The 17,098-nt window shown below is 55.3% G+C and carries 17 protein-coding genes and 2 pseudogenes; 11 read left to right on the forward strand and 8 right to left on the reverse strand.

The window, feature by feature from the left end; genetic code table 11:
- Positions 1–7: 7 nt before the first annotated feature.
- The 3 genes from phnE to phnC are packed head-to-tail and all read right to left on the reverse strand — an operon-like array spanning position 8 to position 2,531.
- A complete protein-coding gene (gene phnE / locus CXK94_RS21285) occupies positions 8–835 on the reverse strand; it encodes a phosphonate ABC transporter, permease protein PhnE (protein ID WP_010466252.1) in 828 nt (275 codons plus the stop codon).
- An 8-nt stretch (positions 836–843) separates the two neighbouring features.
- Complete coding sequence (gene phnD / locus CXK94_RS21290) at positions 844–1,707, reverse strand: phosphate/phosphite/phosphonate ABC transporter substrate-binding protein (RefSeq protein WP_010466255.1); 864 nt, start codon at positions 1,705–1,707, stop codon at positions 844–846.
- Positions 1,704–2,531, reverse strand: coding sequence for a phosphonate ABC transporter ATP-binding protein (phnC, locus tag CXK94_RS21295; protein ID WP_003118432.1), 828 nt, complete (start codon positions 2,529–2,531; stop codon positions 1,704–1,706). The genes phnD and phnC overlap by 4 nt, the downstream gene beginning before the upstream one ends.
- Positions 2,532–2,803: 272 nt before the next feature.
- Here phnC and CXK94_RS21300 point away from each other — a divergent pair.
- The 3 genes and pseudogenes from CXK94_RS21300 to CXK94_RS22345 all read left to right on the forward strand — a co-directional run.
- Positions 2,804–3,142: pseudogene (locus CXK94_RS21300) on the forward strand (tyrosine-type recombinase/integrase); the annotation flags it as partial.
- Positions 3,143–3,530: 388 nt separating this feature from the next.
- Positions 3,531–4,244, forward strand: coding sequence for a hypothetical protein (locus CXK94_RS22340; RefSeq protein WP_135265874.1), 714 nt, complete (start codon positions 3,531–3,533; stop codon positions 4,242–4,244).
- Between the two features lie 46 nt (positions 4,245–4,290).
- Positions 4,291–4,917: a hypothetical protein gene (locus tag CXK94_RS22345; protein WP_125482550.1), complete on the forward strand. Its 627-nt coding sequence runs from the start codon at positions 4,291–4,293 to the stop codon at positions 4,915–4,917.
- 551 nt (positions 4,918–5,468) lie between these two features.
- Here CXK94_RS22345 and CXK94_RS21310 read toward each other — a convergent pair.
- Positions 5,469–5,657, reverse strand: coding sequence for a hypothetical protein (locus tag CXK94_RS21310; protein ID WP_080977921.1), 189 nt, complete (start codon positions 5,655–5,657; stop codon positions 5,469–5,471).
- Positions 5,658–5,922: 265 nt separating this feature from the next.
- A complete protein-coding gene (cadR, locus tag CXK94_RS21315; protein ID WP_008175821.1) occupies positions 5,923–6,357 on the reverse strand; it encodes a Cd(II)/Pb(II)-responsive transcriptional regulator in 435 nt (144 codons plus the stop codon).
- 98 nt (positions 6,358–6,455) lie between these two features.
- Between cadR and CXK94_RS21320 the strand changes: the two genes are divergently transcribed.
- The 5 genes and pseudogenes from CXK94_RS21320 to CXK94_RS21340 form a co-directional block, all read left to right on the forward strand.
- On the forward strand, positions 6,456–7,352 hold the full coding sequence (locus CXK94_RS21320) for a cation transporter (protein WP_008928737.1): 897 nt from the start codon (positions 6,456–6,458) through the stop codon (positions 7,350–7,352).
- Between the two features lie 142 nt (positions 7,353–7,494).
- Complete coding sequence (locus CXK94_RS21325) at positions 7,495–8,256, forward strand: ZIP family metal transporter (protein WP_009686175.1); 762 nt, start codon at positions 7,495–7,497, stop codon at positions 8,254–8,256.
- 294 nt (positions 8,257–8,550) lie between these two features.
- Positions 8,551–9,990 carry an apolipoprotein N-acyltransferase gene (gene lnt / locus CXK94_RS21330; RefSeq protein WP_009686176.1) on the forward strand — a complete coding sequence of 480 codons (1,440 nt, stop codon included), beginning with the start codon at positions 8,551–8,553 and terminating at the stop codon, positions 9,988–9,990.
- 53 nt (positions 9,991–10,043) lie between these two features.
- Positions 10,044–10,565 (forward strand): signal peptidase II, encoded by a 522-nt coding sequence (lspA, locus tag CXK94_RS21335; protein WP_008930575.1) that lies wholly within the window; start codon positions 10,044–10,046, stop codon positions 10,563–10,565.
- Positions 10,566–10,693: 128 nt separating this feature from the next.
- Positions 10,694–11,505, forward strand: a pseudogene (locus tag CXK94_RS21340) (ISL3 family transposase); the annotation flags it as partial.
- Positions 11,506–12,167: 662 nt separating this feature from the next.
- On the opposite strand, the gene CXK94_RS21345 reads toward CXK94_RS21340, so the two are convergent.
- Positions 12,168–12,518 (reverse strand): IS3 family transposase, encoded by a 351-nt coding sequence (locus CXK94_RS21345; protein WP_411848266.1) that lies wholly within the window; start codon positions 12,516–12,518, stop codon positions 12,168–12,170.
- Between the two features lie 53 nt (positions 12,519–12,571).
- Between CXK94_RS21345 and istA the strand changes: the two genes are divergently transcribed.
- From istA to CXK94_RS21365, 3 genes are all read left to right on the forward strand, one after another.
- Positions 12,572–14,071, forward strand: a complete 1,500-nt coding sequence (gene istA / locus CXK94_RS21350; RefSeq protein ID WP_102895794.1) for an IS21-like element ISPst3 family transposase — start codon at positions 12,572–12,574, stop codon at positions 14,069–14,071.
- On the forward strand, positions 14,064–14,867 hold the full coding sequence (istB, locus tag CXK94_RS21355; RefSeq protein WP_003459721.1) for an IS21-like element ISPst3 family helper ATPase IstB: 804 nt from the start codon (positions 14,064–14,066) through the stop codon (positions 14,865–14,867). Before istA ends, istB begins: the two co-directional genes overlap by 8 nt.
- Before the next feature lie 166 nt (positions 14,868–15,033).
- Positions 15,034–15,390: a hypothetical protein gene (locus tag CXK94_RS21365; RefSeq protein ID WP_325162802.1), complete on the forward strand. Its 357-nt coding sequence runs from the start codon at positions 15,034–15,036 to the stop codon at positions 15,388–15,390.
- 182 nt (positions 15,391–15,572) lie between these two features.
- On the opposite strand, the gene CXK94_RS22350 is transcribed toward CXK94_RS21365, so the two are convergent.
- Together CXK94_RS22350 and CXK94_RS22355 are read right to left on the reverse strand one after the other, a co-directional pair.
- Entirely contained in the window at positions 15,573–16,481 is a 909-nt protein-coding gene (locus CXK94_RS22350) for a hypothetical protein (RefSeq protein ID WP_049324903.1), read from the reverse strand.
- 165 nt (positions 16,482–16,646) lie between these two features.
- Entirely contained in the window at positions 16,647–17,009 is a 363-nt protein-coding gene (locus CXK94_RS22355) for a hypothetical protein (RefSeq protein WP_125482551.1), read from the reverse strand.
- Positions 17,010–17,098 lie beyond the last annotated feature (89 nt).

Consider the following 17,098-nt stretch of genomic DNA (forward strand, 5'->3'; position numbering starts at 1 on the left):
GTTTGTCCTATTTGAAACGTTTGCGCAGCACGCCACTGAAGGCGTCTACTAGCGTGACCATGGCCAGGATGACCAGCAGGATTGCTGCAACCTCCTGGTACTGCATGATGCGCAGCGAGCCCATGAGTTCGAAGCCGATACCGCCGGCGCCAACCATGCCCATCACGGTGGAGGCGCGAAAGTTGTATTCCCAGCGGTAGATCGCCACGTCGGCGAACTGCGGCGTCACCTGTGGCAAAACCGCGTGCAGCAGCACTTGCATCGGCGTAGCCCCCGCCGCCCGAGCGGCTTCCACCGGCGCTTCGTCGACGTGCTCGATGGCCTCGGCGAAGAACTTGCCGACCATGCCGACCGAATGCAGACCCAGGGCAAGCACGCCCGGCAAGGCGCCGAACCCTACGGCTGCAACGAAGATGATGCCCATGATCAGCTCCGGCACCGACCGCAGGGCATTGAGCAGCACCCGGGCAACACCGAACACAAGGGGGTGCGGCGCCGTATTGCGCGCTGCAACGAAGGCCACCACCAGCGAGAACACCACTGCGATGGCCGTACCGGCGATGCTCATCGCCAAGGTGTCGATCAAGGGGCGAATCCAGCTTCGATAGCCCGAAAAGTCTGGCGGCATGGCCTCGCCTGCCAGGGTCGCGATGGAGGGCAGCCCGTTCAGCAGCGTGGTGGCATCGAGCAGCCCCACGTACCAGCAGGCCAACAGCACCACTCCGAATACAATCGCCACCTGCCCCAGCTGGCGCCACCAACCGAGGCCGAAGCCTCGAAGGATGTGCTCGCGTTGCTCTGCAGGCAGCGCCTGCACGTCGTAATGAGTAGACATATCGGTGCTCACATCGTGGCGAAGTCGAGGCCGAGCAGCGATCCCATGTTGCGGATCACATCGTAGTCGGCGTCGGTGATTGGCGCGAAGGCCTCGGCCTTGAAGTTGCGCAGCACTTCGGGATCGTCGATACCGACGAATACATCCCGCACCTTTGTTTTCAGCTCGGGGCTCAGGTTCGAGCGCATCGCCCAGGGGTACTGGGGGTATTCGCCGCTGTAACCAAGTACTTTCACCTTGCTCGGATCGATTAGGCCACGTTCGGCTACGTGATTGAAAATTACCTCCGACAGCCCACCCGCATCGGCGTTGCCGTTCGCCACGTTGACGGCAACGGCGTCATGCGTGCCCACAAAATGTTGTTCGTAGTCCTGCCCACCCGTCAAATCGGCCGTCTCAAGAAGCACGGTTTTGGGAATCAAATGGCTGGACGTCGATGCCCGGTCACCATAGGCCATCTTCTTGCCCTTAAGGTCGGCATACTCATTCACGCCTGACGCCACATTGGCGATAATCACCGAGCGATAGGTCGGCTTGCCGTCGATGACCATGGCAGCGAAGGGCTCGATGTCGCTTTTGCTTTTGGCCATGACGTAGGACAGCGGACCGAAATACGCCAGGTCGATACGGCCAAAGCGCATCGCCTCAATCATCGAGGAATAGTCGGTGGTTACGATCAGCTGCACCTTCTTGTCCAGATGCTCTTCCAGATAATCCTTCAGCGGCTGGTTACGCTTGATCAGCTCGGAGGCGTTTTCGTCCGGCAGCAGGGCAACCTTTAGCACATCCGGATCGGCATCGGCCGCTAGGGCGGACAAACTTGAAACAGCGGACAGCAAGCAAGTCAATAAGAGCGCGGATAAGCGTTTCATCGGGACATCTCCAGTGAAGGTTCGAGCATGACAGGTGGTTCAGCCGGAGCATTCGCTGGCTGAGTCGTAGAGCGGCCTGCATAGATGCGCTCAAGCTGCGCATCGGTGAGTTCCGAGGGCGCGGCATCGAAAACGATCTGAGAATCGGCCAGCCCGACGACGCGATCGGCGAAGCGGCGGGCATATTCGAGTTGATGCAGCGAAACGATGGCGGTGATGCCGTCTTCCTTGCAGATGTCGCGCAGCAATCCGAGAACACGGACCGAAGTGGCCGGGTCGAGACTGGCTACCGGCTCATCGGCCAGAATGATCGCCGGCTGTTGCGCTAGCGCACGCGCGATGCCTACCCGCTGCTGCTGGCCACCGGACAGTTTGTCCACCCGGCTTAGCGCCTTGTCTGCCAGACCGACCCGAGCGAGGCAACTGAGCGCAATCTCCTGATCGGCACGCGGCAGAGGAAACAGCGAGCGGAGCGTGTTGTGAAAGGCCAGCCGACCGGTAAGCACATTAGCCAGTGCGCTTTGACGTTCGATTAGCTGGTGGTGCTGAAAGATCATGGCGGTACGCCGACGATGCTGACGCAAGGCCGAGCCGCTGCCGAGCTCACCGAGTTCGCTGGTGACACTGCCGCCAGTGGGCGTGACGAGTCGATTGAGACTACGGAGCAAGGTCGACTTGCCTGCGCCCGAGAGACCAAGCAGCACGGTGAACTCACCACGCCGAAATGCAATCGAGGTATCGCGTAGGGCTGTCACGCCGCCTGGATAGACGACGCTCAACCGGTCGACCCGCAGCACGGCGTCCTGTATCGGATGGGGCGTCATTTGATCACCTTTCGCAATATTGCTGGCCGCACAATTGCGGTTCGCGATGCAAAGGGTAGAAATTCCTTGTTAACGCACTGCTTCTAAAGGATGACATTTCGATGAATACTTCGAATCTGCCGTAGCGGGGCGGCAAGCGAAGCCGTGGAAGAACGGGCGCAACGTAGCGTCTTTCTTCACGCGGGATACAGGAGGCTTTGATTGATACTGCTGCGGATTCGCTACAGTAACGTTGGGCCAGAACGTAATGCCATCCAAGCAAGAGAGCGCACACTAGGGAAACACGGTCTGCTCTCGCCGCCTGGATACATCAAGCACAGCTCCGGAGCCAGGACTGCCTTTTCCCGAGCAGGCTGCATACATCAGACCATCTATCCACTCGTCAATACGCTCGTATCGTCAAAGGCTGGGTAAAAGCCATTGGCCTAGATCCTGCCATGTATGGCACACACACGATGAGACGTACGAAGGCATCGCTGATCTATCGCAGGACGAAGAACCTACGGGCGATTCAAATTCTGCTCGGCCATACGAAGCTTGAGAGCACCGTCCGATATCTTGGGATTGAGGTCGATGACGCTCTGGAAATGGCGGAGCAGACCGAGGTCTGACCATATATTGCGACGGTCGAAGTCAGACCGTCGCTAACCGGCCAGAAGCAGTCACTCATCCACTGTGTTCTAGACAGGCCGATCTGCGCTAGAAGCACTGCCGTTGTGTTTGGCTTTCATAACATGGACTACACAAAAGCTCGGGCGGCGTCCACATAGCTGAGCAGATCGCAACTCTTAGGTAGTCTGATATTTTTGATTGTCTATATGGTTGGCGCACGTATACACTAATCAAAGGTGTCATTTTGCCATATCTTGGCGGTTAGGCCTTGATCGCCATGCGTGGAGTGAGAATCGCCTTATGAGATTCATAAGATTTCAAGCGACAAGGCCGAGTGTCAATATTTAAATTTACTTGGTAACCAGCTTCAATCAGAGGGGTACGTTAGTGAGGCTGAATTTAATTATAATTTCTTTAGTGGTGGCCGCTCTCTCAGGGTGTGGGTTAATCCCAAGAACAGGTGAGCCGTCCACAGCTCTTCAGATTGCTGATGCAATGGATATTCCCGCTAAAGACATGTCACGTGAAAAGTACAATAAGTTGCTAGAGAAAAGTGGTGGTAGTTCTGTAAATATGGACTCTATGGTTGCCGGGGCATTATCTCTTGACCCTGCAATGATTATTCTTGGAGGATCGGCTAGCCCTCCGCCATCACAAATGGTTCAAGTCGTAGCCTGGGTTCCTGTTAGTGAAGCTGCCACTGGCGAAGAGGCGGTTAAATTGGTAGAAAATATCAATAAGCGCATCATTCGTAGCTTTTACGATGAAAATTTTAGTGATCAAGATTTTCAGGAAAAATACTTGAAGCCAAAAGTGATTGGGCTTCCCTACGGAGACCTCGGCTTCAAATCTCCTGTACAGCTGTTTCAACTGATGTCTGGATATGTTCCTGAATTACAGCAGGCGCCGTCTTTCATGCGAGCTCAGGAAAAAGTATGGGGGCCTCTATATCTCGGAGCCATAGTCGGAGGAAAGGGGGTGGATAGTTACTCAGAAGCGGCTCCAGAGTGGATCTATATTTACGATCCAGGCAAATATAAAGAGCGCCCAAGGGCCATTTATAACAAGGGAAGGCCAGAGTTATTTGTAGAGCCCGACTAGCATAATAATTTTTGCGGTTTGTTATTTGTGGACTAGGAGCGCTTAGATGCCCAGCATTAGATTTTTTGTAGCTTTGTTTTCATTGTTTGCGCCTGCGATTTCCAATGCCCAGTTAACAGATGAGGTTAGAAGCGAACTAGAGCGACCAGAGGCGAGCGCTACGAATAAATATTATATCGGATTTAAAGTTCCTAAAACCGGGCAGGAAGGCATAAAGGACGGAGATAGGCTTTGGCTTAGACAGAGCGACGGTACATTCAATAAATTTTATGCATATAAAGGATTTATGGAGGTTGATCCTCTGAATAATATTGTTTATTCAGTGGGGGCTAAATTTCATCCGGGATTTCCTGCGGCGCCAGTTGTTACTTATAAGAGAGAGCGAAACCGCAATTTTGATATGGGCATCCAAGAAGTAACTAACATATGTGAGCATGTTGGTCAAAAGCTTGCAGTAGAGATTGTTTCTGGTTTACCTGGACGAATTTATAAATATAGATGTCACCTGGTGCTTAATGATAAGAAAAGGTCGGAACCTGAGCTTGATACCTATAGCTATTATTCTGATCACTTGGACATGGTGATTTTTAATGATTATTTTTGGGAGGGTGAGCCGTCAGTGATACTTAAATTTTACGACCTGGAAATGAAGGTGCATGAAGTAAAGCTGTAAGTCGCCCTTGTTTTGTAGAATTCCAATGGCCGACTTCGGCCGATTCTGTTGAAACAGTTGGCTTCTGAAAGAGCTACTTTTCGGCCGCTCAGAAAGCGCTCGGTTTCGGCGTTGCTACGTAAAAACCAATACAGCTCCGCCTTCTGATCGAACCAGATTTCAACGTCACTCACGCTCTTTCATGGGCCAAAATCGAGATGGGCTCTTCTAAACAGAATCGGCCGGAAACGATTACGGGGCGGCCAGCGTCTATGGAGGTTGCTGAAGGATTCCGCTCTGGCGAAGCCAGCAGCGCCTACCTACTGACCCTACCCACCGCTCGTTAATCACATCGACCCAGAATGGGCGGGCAGTCTCTCCTCATCGAACCGCTGGGTAGTGGGCGAGGTTGTACAGGAACGATGATGGGGGAGTAGTTGGAAGTGATCTTGCCCAGCACGAGTGGACACCCCGTTAAGCGATAAACTGCAACGAGGTGAACCATGGCAAGAACCGCTACCCCGATGAAACAGAACCGTACCCGTCACTCCCAAGCCTTCAAGTGGGCAAGATCATTCTTTACTTGGCCGCCTGTGAAAAACACCCTTTTGTTTCAAAACCTCATCTAAACGCTGCTGGGCGTAGTCTGCTTTTGCCCGTTCTTGTCTTTGAATACCATTAGGGTCATATCGTCCGTTTTCATCATAATTAGCCGGATTCTCCTCTGGAAAATCCTCGAAATAATCAGACCACTCGCCCATTTTGGATCTCCTTTTTTACGGACTAACGAACAAAAAGCACTGGTAGGTTTTTCAGGGTATCCGGATTTTTTGGTTGATTGGCTCATATCATGATGACGGAACCAACCATCAGCTCAGCGGATTACCTGGTTGATGACGACTCTTCTTCACGGCCCCTGCAAGTTTGCAGCAACGCCCAGGTTCGCATGCCGAGATACGCAGTGAGGCTTCGCGATCAACACACCATGCATTCACAATGTCACTGCAAGGTCCGGCATGTCTCTGCTCAGTCCTTACGTCCTGAGCTAGCCCTATACAGCTGTTGTTTGCTCTCCTCGCTGATCCCCGTCAGGATGCCGCAGGCATTGATCTCCCGACCCTCGTTGCAACTCGCCCTCAGTGAAACGAGTTGTTGCTCAAGCGCTTGCAGAGCAGTTATCTGCGACCGCACATGAGAGATGTGGTCATCGAGCATGGCGTTGACGGCGGTACAAGGCTGGCGAGGGTCGTCCTGATAGCTCTGTAGCTCGCGAATCTCTGTCAGTGACAGGTCCAGAATTCGGCAGCGGCGGATAAAGGCAAGCCACTCGCCATGCTTCTCGGTATAGACACGGTAACCATTCTCCTGCCGTTCTGGCGGCGGCAACAGGCCCTGCTGCTCATAGAAGCGGATCGTCTGCGTGTCGATACCCGCTATCTGGGCTAACTGACCAATGCGCATCAGGCTTACTCCTCAACGGATCATCTTTCCCATTGACCTTATAGTAGCTATATAGTTTTTAATACTAGCAATCTATGTTGGTTAACTGGAGCCGTATCGTGAGTAAAGCCTGTGGTGGCCCATGTAGCTGCGATGCAACGCCTGCAGCGGATACCGATATGCCGGTCTCCTCCGAAGCGTCAGGGGAATGGGTCAGCGTGTATGCTGTGCCGAAGATGGATTGTCCCTCAGAAGAACGGATGATCCGCTTGGCGCTGAACGGCTTTGATGAGATTCGAACGCTGTCCTTCGACTTGTCGAACCGCCGATTGGAGGTCGTGCATGACGGCGAGGCTGAGCCCATTACCGCGAAACTGGCGACCTTGGGGCTAGGCGCCTCTCTTCAGGAAACCGTCATTGCCGACCCAGAGACGATCAAGGCCGCTGAGAGCTCGGCAGTCTCTGCTACGCAGGAGTCAGGCACTCTGCGCGTGTTGCTCGGTATCAATGCGATCATGTTCGTGGTGGAAATGACTGCTGGCCTGATCGCCCAGTCTACCGGCCTGATCGCTGATTCCCTGGATATGTTTGCCGATGCAGCCGTCTATGGCCTGGCTCTCTATGCCGTAGGGCGCAGTGCGAAAATGCAGGTACGTGCCGCGCATCTGGCAGGGGTACTGCAACTGATTTTGGCTATCGGCGTACTCGTCGAGGTGGTGCGACGCTTTGTTTTCGGTAGTGAGCCTGAATCGCTGATGATGATGGCGATCGCCTTCGTCGCGTTGATCGCCAATACCGGTTGCCTGCTGTTGATATCCAAGCACCGCGAAGGCGGCGCGCATATGAAGGCAAGCTGGATATTCTCGGCCAATGATGTGGTGATCAACATGGGCGTCATCGCCGCCGGTGCCTTGGTCGCCTGGACGGGGTCCAGCTACCCTGACCTGATTATCGGTACCATCGTGGGCCTGATCGTCCTCAACGGCGCTCGGCGCATCCTGGCGCTCAAGGGGTGAGGCTGCACGGTACGCAGCTATCGATGCCTGGGACACTTGATCGAAGTGGCTGTACAAGCGCGCTAGGCCTGAACGACAGCATATAGCGCGAAGGCTCGGAGCCAGCAAGGTAGCGTATCTAGGAATCAACCAAGGAAGGAAGATGATGGATAGTATCTGGCTGGTACTCGGCCTGGCGCTGTTGCCCGCCTTAGGCAATTTTAGTGGTGGGCTCGCTGCGGAGGCCTCCCGAACTACCGGGCGCCGTCTCAATTACGCCCTTCACGGCGCTGCCGGCCTCGTCATTGCGGTGGTGGCGGTTGAAATCATGCCGCGCGTGCTAGAGAACCTCTCAGCCTGGGTAATCGCCCTCGCTTTCGCGCTGGGCGGCATTGCTTACGTAGGTATCGAGAAGCTCGTTGAGAGTCTCCAGAAGCGACAAGGCCAGCAGGGAGAAGGCGGTCAGACGAGTGTCTGGATGATCTATATCGCCGTATCCATCGACCTGTTCAGCGATGGCCTCCTGATCGGGGCGGGGTCGGCGGTCTCACCGTCGGTCGCGATAATCCTGGCGGCGGGTCAGGTTCTCGCCGATGTTCCTGAGGGCTTTGCGACGATCGCCACCATGAAAGATAAAGGAATCCCTCGTAGCAAGCGGATACTGCTCTCTGCTTCCTTCGCGATTCCTGTGCTCTCGGCAGCCGTCTTTGCTTACTTCGTACTCAGGAACCAGCCGGAGGCATTTAAGCTAGCGGCACTGACGTTCACGGCAGGCCTTCTCACGGTCGCTGCCATCGAAGATATGGTCTCCGAGGCTCACGAGAGCGGTGACGATACGCACATCTCACCGCTGGCTTTCATAGGCGGCTTCGTCCTGTTCGTTCTGGTATCAGCGGGCTTGGAAGGGGTGGTATCGCAAAGCTAACGTACTGCTCCCCAACACAGCCACTGTCGTGCTGGCCGAATACGAAGCAGCTCCCAGCTTACGGCGCACCTAGTCGAGTCCAGAAACATTCACTTTGCCACCCTGGCCAGCCGGCCGAATGAATTGACGCAGCTTGATTAAGCGGAGCAAGAAAGCATGAGCCACAGGGTTGATCCTGGATTCGGAGGCGAGAGAGCATTGGGTGATAAGTGCGCGCTACCCTCTAGCCTATACACGGGCGTGCGCTATAAGCCGCTTCTGACAGGGGGGATGGCTCTACTTGCTGGAGGCGCCATGCCGCTTGCCTTTGCCCCTGTGGGCTGGGCATGGCTTGCGGTGATCGCTCTGGCAACATTTTTTGTCCTGACCGCGCAGTCTTCAAGGCGTCAGGCGCTGTGGTCGGCCTACCTCTTTGGCCTTGGCTACTTCGGCGTGGGTGTCTCCTGGGTCTTTATCAGCATTAGCCAGTACGGCAATGGCCCCGTGGTGGCGGTGTTAGTCACGGCGGCCTTTGTCTCGCTGCTCGCCCTCTTTCCATGGGGCGTCGCGTACCTCGTGCGCTGCCTGCGCCCTGAGATGGATGCAATGGCACTCTGGCTAGGGCTACCTGCGGCATGGGTGCTGAGTGAATGGATGCGCACCTGGTTCTTGACCGGCTTTCCCTGGCTCTTCATTGGCTACAGCCAGACCGACACCACACTTGCCACTATCGCTCCCGTCTTTGGCGTGCTTGGCGTGAGTTTACTGGTGGCACTTCTCGCTGGCGGGCTTGCCTGGGTTGTCCAGGGGCCAAGCCTGCGCCGTGCTGCGGTAGTCGGTGCCGTGTTAGTCGCTACCCTCGCCGGCTTGCAACTGCTGGATCGTGAATGGACGCAGCCAGCCGCTGACCCGATCGATGTCGTCCTCTTGCAAGGAAACATCGCGCAAGACAAGAAATGGGACCCGAGATACCGGGACATCACACTTGAGCGCTATCAGGCGCTTACCGCGCAGCATCTCGGAGCCGATATCGTGATCTGGCCAGAAGCGGCAATCCCGATGTGGCATGACCAGGCCAAAGCATATCTTGCTGAGCTTGAGGCGTTAGCCGATCAGGCAGGCACATCGTTAATGATTGGCGTCCCGGTACGCGAGGCGGAGGGCCGTACCTACAACGCCGTGGTAAGCCTCTCCGATCCCTCAGGCTTCTACTACAAACGCCACCTGGTGCCCTTCGGTGAATATGTTCCGTTTCGGGATCTTTTGGGGTCGGCCCTCGACGTGCTCGGGGCGCCCATGTCCGACTTCACACCGGGACGGGAAGCGCACGTCCTGAATGCAGCAGGGGTGCCCGTAGGGGCACTCATCTGCTACGAGGCGGTCTTTGGTGCCGAAGTCACTGAGCTTCTGCCCGAAGCGCAGTTACTGGTGAATGTCAGCAACGATGCCTGGTTCGGCAGCTCGCTCGGCCCCCTCCAGCATTTCCAGATGGCACGCATGCGTGCCATCGAAACCGGACGTGACCTTCTTCGAGCCACGAACACCGGTATCACAGCAGCCATCAATCATGAGGGCAAAGTGCTCAAGCGTGCTCCGCAGTTCGAAGTGGCCACCCTCAGCGCCGAAGTGACACCGCGAACTGGCGCGCCCCCTTATGTGCGCTGGCGGGATTGGCCTGTTCTTGGCCTGACCGCACTCGGACTCGGCCTGCTCCTGCTCCGTCGAATTCGTCGGCATCATCGGTTGGGTACATGACGCTTGTTATTTAGCAGCGAGCAAATTCTAGATTGGGTCAGGAGGAAGGGGATATGTCTACTTATGGCAGTCGGCTCGCAGAGAAAGCCCACGAGCCGGGAAAGGCGATGCGCTGGCTGTGGCTCTCGCTCCTGTTACTGTTTGTCGATCAGGCGAGCAAGTACCTTGCCAGCACCATGCTAGCGCATGGTGAAAGCGTGCCTGCCGCACCCTTCTTCAATTGGGTCCACCGCCACAATACGGGGGCGGCCTTCAGCTTTCTCGCGGATGTCGGCGGTTGGCAGCAGCCGCTTTTCATCGGACTGGCCCTGGTTATCTCGATATTACTGGTGTACTGGCTTTGGCGTTCACCACGCGTACTGAGTTATCGGCTCGCCCTCAGTGCGATCCTCGGCGGCGCGTTGGGCAATGTCGCAGATCGCTTGCGGTTAGGCTACGTAGAGGATTTTCTCGATTTTCACTATGCCCAGTGGCACTGGCCATCGTTCAACCTAGCGGACGTATGGATCTTCCTCGGTGTCGCCCTCTTTATTTGGGCGGAAATACGACATCAACCAGGCAGCCGCCGCCGCTGAATCGCCTAGCGTCTTCGCTATCGCATGCTTGACTTCCGGAATAGGCGCGTCCTGGGCCTTGATAAGGCGGCACGCCTTCATGAGCCAGCTGTACGTTCCTGATGCACGACTGCTGCCAAGGGCTCTGCTGCATCCTAACCAATCTGGAAGAGCGCACCCTGCTGGACCTGCTACCCGGTCGTCAGCAAGAGAGGGTGACAAGACGCCTCATGAGCATGGCCAACCGCCACCAGGTCGAGATCGTCAGCATGGACATGTGGAAGCCCTACCGCCGCGCCTTCCAGACGGTGCTGCCACAGGCCCGTATCGTGGTCGATAAGTTCCACGTCGTGCGCATGGCCAACGAGGCCTTAGAGAAGATCCGCAAAGGCCTAAGGAAGGAGTTGAAGCCCAATCAGCGCCGGACCCTCAAAGGTGACCGGAAAATCCTGCTGAAGCGCGCTCACGACGTTTCAGACCGCGAACGGCTCATCATGGAGACCTGGACAGGAGCATTCCCCCCAGCTCTTGGCGGCTTACGAGCACAAGGAGCGCTTCTACCATATCTGGGACTGTACCAATCGGCGTGGTGCCGAACAGGCTCTCGCCACCTGGATTGACAACATCCCTCCAGGGGCAGAAGGAGGTTTGGAAGGATCTCGTCAGCGCCGTCAGTGGCTGGCGTGAAGAGATGCTGACCTACTTTGAGACCGACATCCCGATCACCAACGCTTTCACGTAGTCGATAAACCGCCTAGCCAAGGACAAAAACCGTGATGGCCGGGGCTATTCGTTCGAGGTAATGCGAGCCCGGATGCTCTATACCACCAAGCACAAGAAGAAGGCGCCACAAGTCAAGGAATCCCCGTTTCTGGGCAGAGCCACCATGACCTACAACATGGGACTCCCCGAGCCTGAGAAGAACTTCGGTGTCGATCTATCAACCTTCTGGAAGGACTAAGGGTTGGATGGGGCTGGAAGGCCCATCAACCACTTAATCCGGATACCCGTTTTTCAAAAATTACAACTGTGATAAACGCGAAATTCCACCCCAAAAAACCAAAATTTCAATAATTTAGCAGCCTAACATTTAGCCAAATCTTTCAAAATTACCGCCCTATTTTTCCAAACTTTTATATCAATAAAGCGATATTTCCATTTTTTGATATGCCAAATTTTTGCTTAAAATCAACGAAAAGCCTTGTCAATAGGCAAACGAAAATATTTTTTACCATTCAACTCTAAATGCCAAATAGAGTCCGACGCTAAATTTTCAAAATCCGATTTTTTACCCGACCGTTTCGCGTTTTCCGAACGGGCCGAAAACCGTTAGGGTTCGACCCTATTTTTCTTTTGCTCTTCTTAGCGAAGCGACCATCAGCTCAGCCGAGCCACTGCACGGCAAGTTATAAAAAAGCCACCGAAGTGGCTTTCTTATCACGCTAACTCTGCGGCCTTCTCACCAAACCTGTCCCGTATGTCTTCAAACATTCGCTTGCGTCCGGCGTTTTCTTTTCCGTGGTGGAGTCCTAGCATAATGGAATTGAACACGCCAAAGGCGGCAGTACCGGCAAAGTACCCAAACCACGGATTTGATCTTGCCCAGCAACCGTGGACACAGTTTCAAGCACTCATCCGGGCCTCGTAGGCTTGCGGGCTGATGTGCCCCAGCGTGCTATGTCGCCGCTGGCGGTTATAGTCGGTTTCGATGTATTCAAACACGGTTTCACGCATCTGGGCGCGGCTCATGAAGCGCTCGCCATGGATGCATTCGACCTTCAGGCTGTGGAAGAAGCTCTCCGCACACGCATTGTCGTAGCAGTTGCCTTTCGCGCTCATACTGCATCGCAGCTGATGAGCGCGGATTAGACCCTGATAAGCCGTTGAGCAGTACTGACTGCCGCGGTCGCTGTGTACCCGCTGACCGAAAACTGACCCAGTAGAGGCTGTTCTGCTGACTGAAAACTGACCCAGGTGTTCAACTGCTTCTGCTCAATTTTTGAGCAGGAGAACACAGGGTGATCAGTATGGAAATGATGGGCAAAATTCGGCGGATGTATTTCCGCGACAAGCTGTCGCTGCATGAGATAGCCAAGCGCACCGGGCTGGCGCGCAACACGATTCACAAGTGGGTCAGAGCACCTGAGGCCAAGCCGCCGGTCTACCAACGCCGCGCGATCTTTAACAAACTCAGCCCTTTTCACGCCACGCTAGAGCAGGCGCTAAAAGCCGATTCGCTGCGCCCCAAGCAACAGCGGCGCAGTGCCAAGGCGCTGTTGGCGCAAATCAAAGCCGATGGTTATGACGGTGGCTACAGCCAGCTCACCGCGTTTATCCGTGCCTGGCGAGGGGGACAGGGCAAGGCGTCGCAGGCCTTTGTGCCGCTGACCTTTGCTCTTGGCGAGGCGTTTCAGTTTGACTGGAGCGAGGAAGGCTTGCTGGTCGGCGGCATTTACCGGCGTATGCAGGTGGCACATCTGAAGCTGTGTGCCAGCCGTGCGTTCTGGCTTGTGGCGTATCCGAGCCAGGGCCATGAGATGTTATTTGACGCCCATACACGCTCGTTCGGCGCCTTGGGCGGCGTGCCGCGCCGGGGCATCTACGACAACATGAAGACCGCCGTCGACAAGGTCAATAAGGGCAAAGGCCGGGCGGTGAATGCGCGCTTTGCGGTGATGTGCGCGCATTACCTGTTCGATCCGGACTTCTGCAACGTCGCCGCTGGTTGGGAAAAGGGCATCGTTGAAAAGAACGTGCAAGACAGCCGTAGGCGTATCTGGCTAGACGCCCAGGACTGCCAGTTTCACTCCTTCGAGGAACTCAATGCCTGGCTGGGCCAGCGCTGCCGCGCGCTTTGGAACGAGCTGACGCACCCTCAATACAGCGGGCTGAGTGTAGCCGAAGTGCTGGAGTTGGAGCGCGCTGAACTGATGCCTGTGCCAGCGCCATTCGACGGTTACGTCGAGCGGCCTGCGCGGGTCTCCAGCACCTGCCTGGTCAGCGTCGGGCGCAACCGCTACTCGGTGCCGTGTGAGTACGCGGGTAAGTGGGTCAGCAGCCGTTTGTATCCGACGCGAATCGAGGTAGTGGCTGACGACGCGCTGATCGCCAGCCATGTCCGCTTGCTGGATCGCGACCAGGTCAGCTATGACTGGCAGCACTACCTCCCGCTGATCGAACGCAAGCCCGGTGCGCTGCGCAACGGCGCGCCCTTTGCTGATCTGCCGGCGCCGCTGCGTCAGCTTAAGCACGGTCTGGGGCGTCATGCCGGCGGTGACCGGATCATGGCGCAAGTTCTGGCTGCCGTACCGGTCGCCGGGCTCGATGCCGTGCTGGTAGCCGTTGAGCTGGTACTGGAGAGCGGCAGCCTGAGCGCCGAACACATCCTCAATGTCGTGGCACGGCTGACAGCATCCGAACCACCACCCAGCGTCGAAACCCACTTGTCGCTCAAGGAAGCCCCCGTCGCTAACACGGCGCGCTACGACCGCCTGCGTGGCCAGGCCGAGGGGGTCGGTCATGCGTGATTTGATGGCGGAACTCAAGGAGCTGCGCCTGCACGGCATGGCCACGGCCTGGGCGGAGTTAACTGCACAGGGTGAGTCGAACACAGCCTCGTCCAAGTGGCTGCTCGAACACCTGCTGGAACAAGAGCACACAGATCGCGCCATGCGCTCGGTGAGCCACCAGATGAACATGGCCAAGCTGCCGATGCACCGCGATCTGGCCGGCTTCGACTTCAGCGCCTCCAGCGCCGACGCTCGCTTGATCAGCGAGCTGGCCAATCTGAGCTTTACCGACACCGCGCAGAACGTGGTGCTGATCGGTGGGCCAGGCACCGGTAAAACCCACCTAGCCACCGCGCTGGCCGTGTCCGGCATCACCCGGCACGGTAAGCGCGTGCGCTTCTACTCCACGGTCGATCTGGTCAATCTGCTGGAGCGCGAAAAACACGACGGCAAAGCCGGGCGGATCGCCCAGGCACTGCTGCGCATGGATCTGGTCATCCTCGACGAACTGGGTTATCTGCCGTTCAGCCAGGCTGGCGGTGCGTTGCTGTTTCACCTGCTGTCCAAGCTGTACGAACACACCAGCGTGGTGATCACCACCAACCTGAGCTTCGCCGAATGGTCGAGCGTGTTCGGCGACGCCAAGATGACCACCGCCCTGCTGGATCGGCTGACCCACCACTGCCACATCGTCGAAACCGGTAACGAGTCCTATCGCCTGCAACACAGTAGCTTGGCGGCCCAGGCCAAGATCAAATCACGGGAGCGAAAGCGTAAGGGCGGCCAGGAACCGGAGGACGATGAGCCGTTCTGATTTCATGGCGACGACGGCCTGCTACATGGCTGCGTGTGGCAGGTCTTAAACAACTGAACTGGGCTAGCGAAGGAGTGGGGGCAACAGCAGCTGCGCTGGTAGACTTATCCACAGTTGCTGGTAACAAAATCAGCAATCCGCCCTGGGTCAAATTTCAATCGGCAGGGTGGGTCAATTTTCCATCAGCGCCAACAACCGTGGTCTCACCGACCCGGTATGGGGTTGGTTTCTGGTGCACTCGATGTACAGCATCAACGACATGATCTCAACCATGGGTAATCCCCTTGCCCGTGACATCCTGACTGGCAACAACGAGGGTGCCTTCGACGTGGTGGACATCGATTCCACGGTCGACTGCATCATCGGTGGAATGTTGTTTCTGCTGAGGAAGATTCTCGAGGGCGGGCGCCCTGTCAGTGCTGTCGAGAGTATGGTCCAGTACATTTTGCGTGGAATGGGTGTGGCTCATGAGGAAGTCGAAAGAATCATCCATATCGACCTCAATATCCAAAATAATCAGTGAGCTTTGGTGGTGGTGGGCTACTTCATGATTGGTGCCGACATAAAGATTCATCGATAAATTAAACGTTTATAGATGCTGTATAGCCGGAAGCAAATTAAGTAGTGAGAGCCTGAAATCGGTCGGGAAAACTGTGGCCGCCTAGTAAACAGGCGGCCATTTGCTTATGGGTAGGTACTTTCAACCTAAAAAACGAGGCCGAGAGGAACTCCTCTGCCAGTAAAATTCCATTCTGGTCTTTCAGTGATCAAGTAGACCAAGTTGGCTGGCTTGTTCGAGGCAAGCAATTTTCGTAACAGCTCGGGAGTGGTTCTAGTCTTATCGTCCTTGGGAGTGCGAAAAGAAATTTGCACAGAGAAAATATGCGCCGGATAGCCGCCCAATTCCCTCGGAGCAAAACCCTTCACATATTCTGCCTGGCTACGTTGTAGTAGCGCTTGTACGCGTCCATCTTCACCTTTCAGTGTGGGTACTTTCAGGAAAACGTTCCAAGTGCGGGTAACTTCTGCAGGTTCTCGATATTGTGGTAGCGAGGTTATGCTGTTCTCTATGTCATCCCAACAAGCTCTAATGGCACGGTCAGCGTCATAGCCCTCTACAGGCTTAAAGCACAGGATGCTGGAGAATGAATAACGCGGGTCTTTTCGAGAGTTATCTTGTCCTGCAAGGGCACCGGCGAGCATCAATGCCGGCATGCTGCCTTGACCTACCGCTAGATCCGCCAAATTCCCCGATATGTAATTACCATGCTGTGCTTTCGTTGCCTCAGTCTTTGCAGGCGGCATGCTGCGGTACATCTCGGCATATTCGGCGCTCGCCCCATCAGCTGCCGCTTTTGTGAATTGCCCCTGTGGCACTGCTTGCAGGCTGGGGTAGCCGTGCAGTGCCATCACCATCGAGGTTTGGTCTTTATACAGCGATAGATCTTGAATTTTTTTATTGGCATAAAACAGCGTGCCGTAGCTGGGCTGGTGGTAGCCAAGCACGGTGTTTTTATACTTGATGCGTGCTTCGCCAGGCAGGGGAATATAGTTAGTGATGCAGCCTGTGAGAAGGAGTATAGGCATCATGATTTTAGTGAGCTTAATTATCATCTGCTTTCCTTAGAAAAAGGGAGTAAAGGCTTCACGTATTGCCGATAGACTCAGTGTGCGCAGAGCAAGATGCTCATCAGTTGGCGGCAGATTGCGGGCATGAAGTAATGCTTGAGCAATCTGATGAGTTGTGGGATGCCTTGCAGCGCACTTAGCGAGTGATCGCTAGATGAAATTCGAGTCCAACACGTCATTAAGGTTGGTCGTGCCGAAAGCATTTCCTGCTACGTCAACTGCGCCGTCCGGCATCGGAAGGCCGGTGGCTGGATTAATGTCGAATTTGGGTGATTCAAAAAATAAGTCTTGGGCGTGCCGGTCTATAGGTTCGGATTGAATTGAAGGTGTCTCTTCAGTAATCCAATGATCGGCCAAATTATCGAGAAGCACACCGGTTGTCAGTGGGCTGAAGTCTAGCGTGTCATGAATGACTAACGAGCACCCTTGTGTTGGATAAACGATGGTTTTGTAGCCATTGCTAGGCTTATTGCTGAAAAGGCGGCTAAGAAGTCTTCTGCTGAGGTTTTTCATATCCTAATATCTCGCTTGGTAATTTAAGACTCTGAGCCAGAGGTCTCTGGCATTTCCAGTATCCGGCTATTCTGGAAAGTGCAAGTCGA

Origin of the sequence: Stutzerimonas stutzeri (genome assembly GCF_002890915.1) — a bacterium.
Classification (GTDB): domain Bacteria; phylum Pseudomonadota; class Gammaproteobacteria; order Pseudomonadales; family Pseudomonadaceae; genus Stutzerimonas; species Stutzerimonas stutzeri_AF.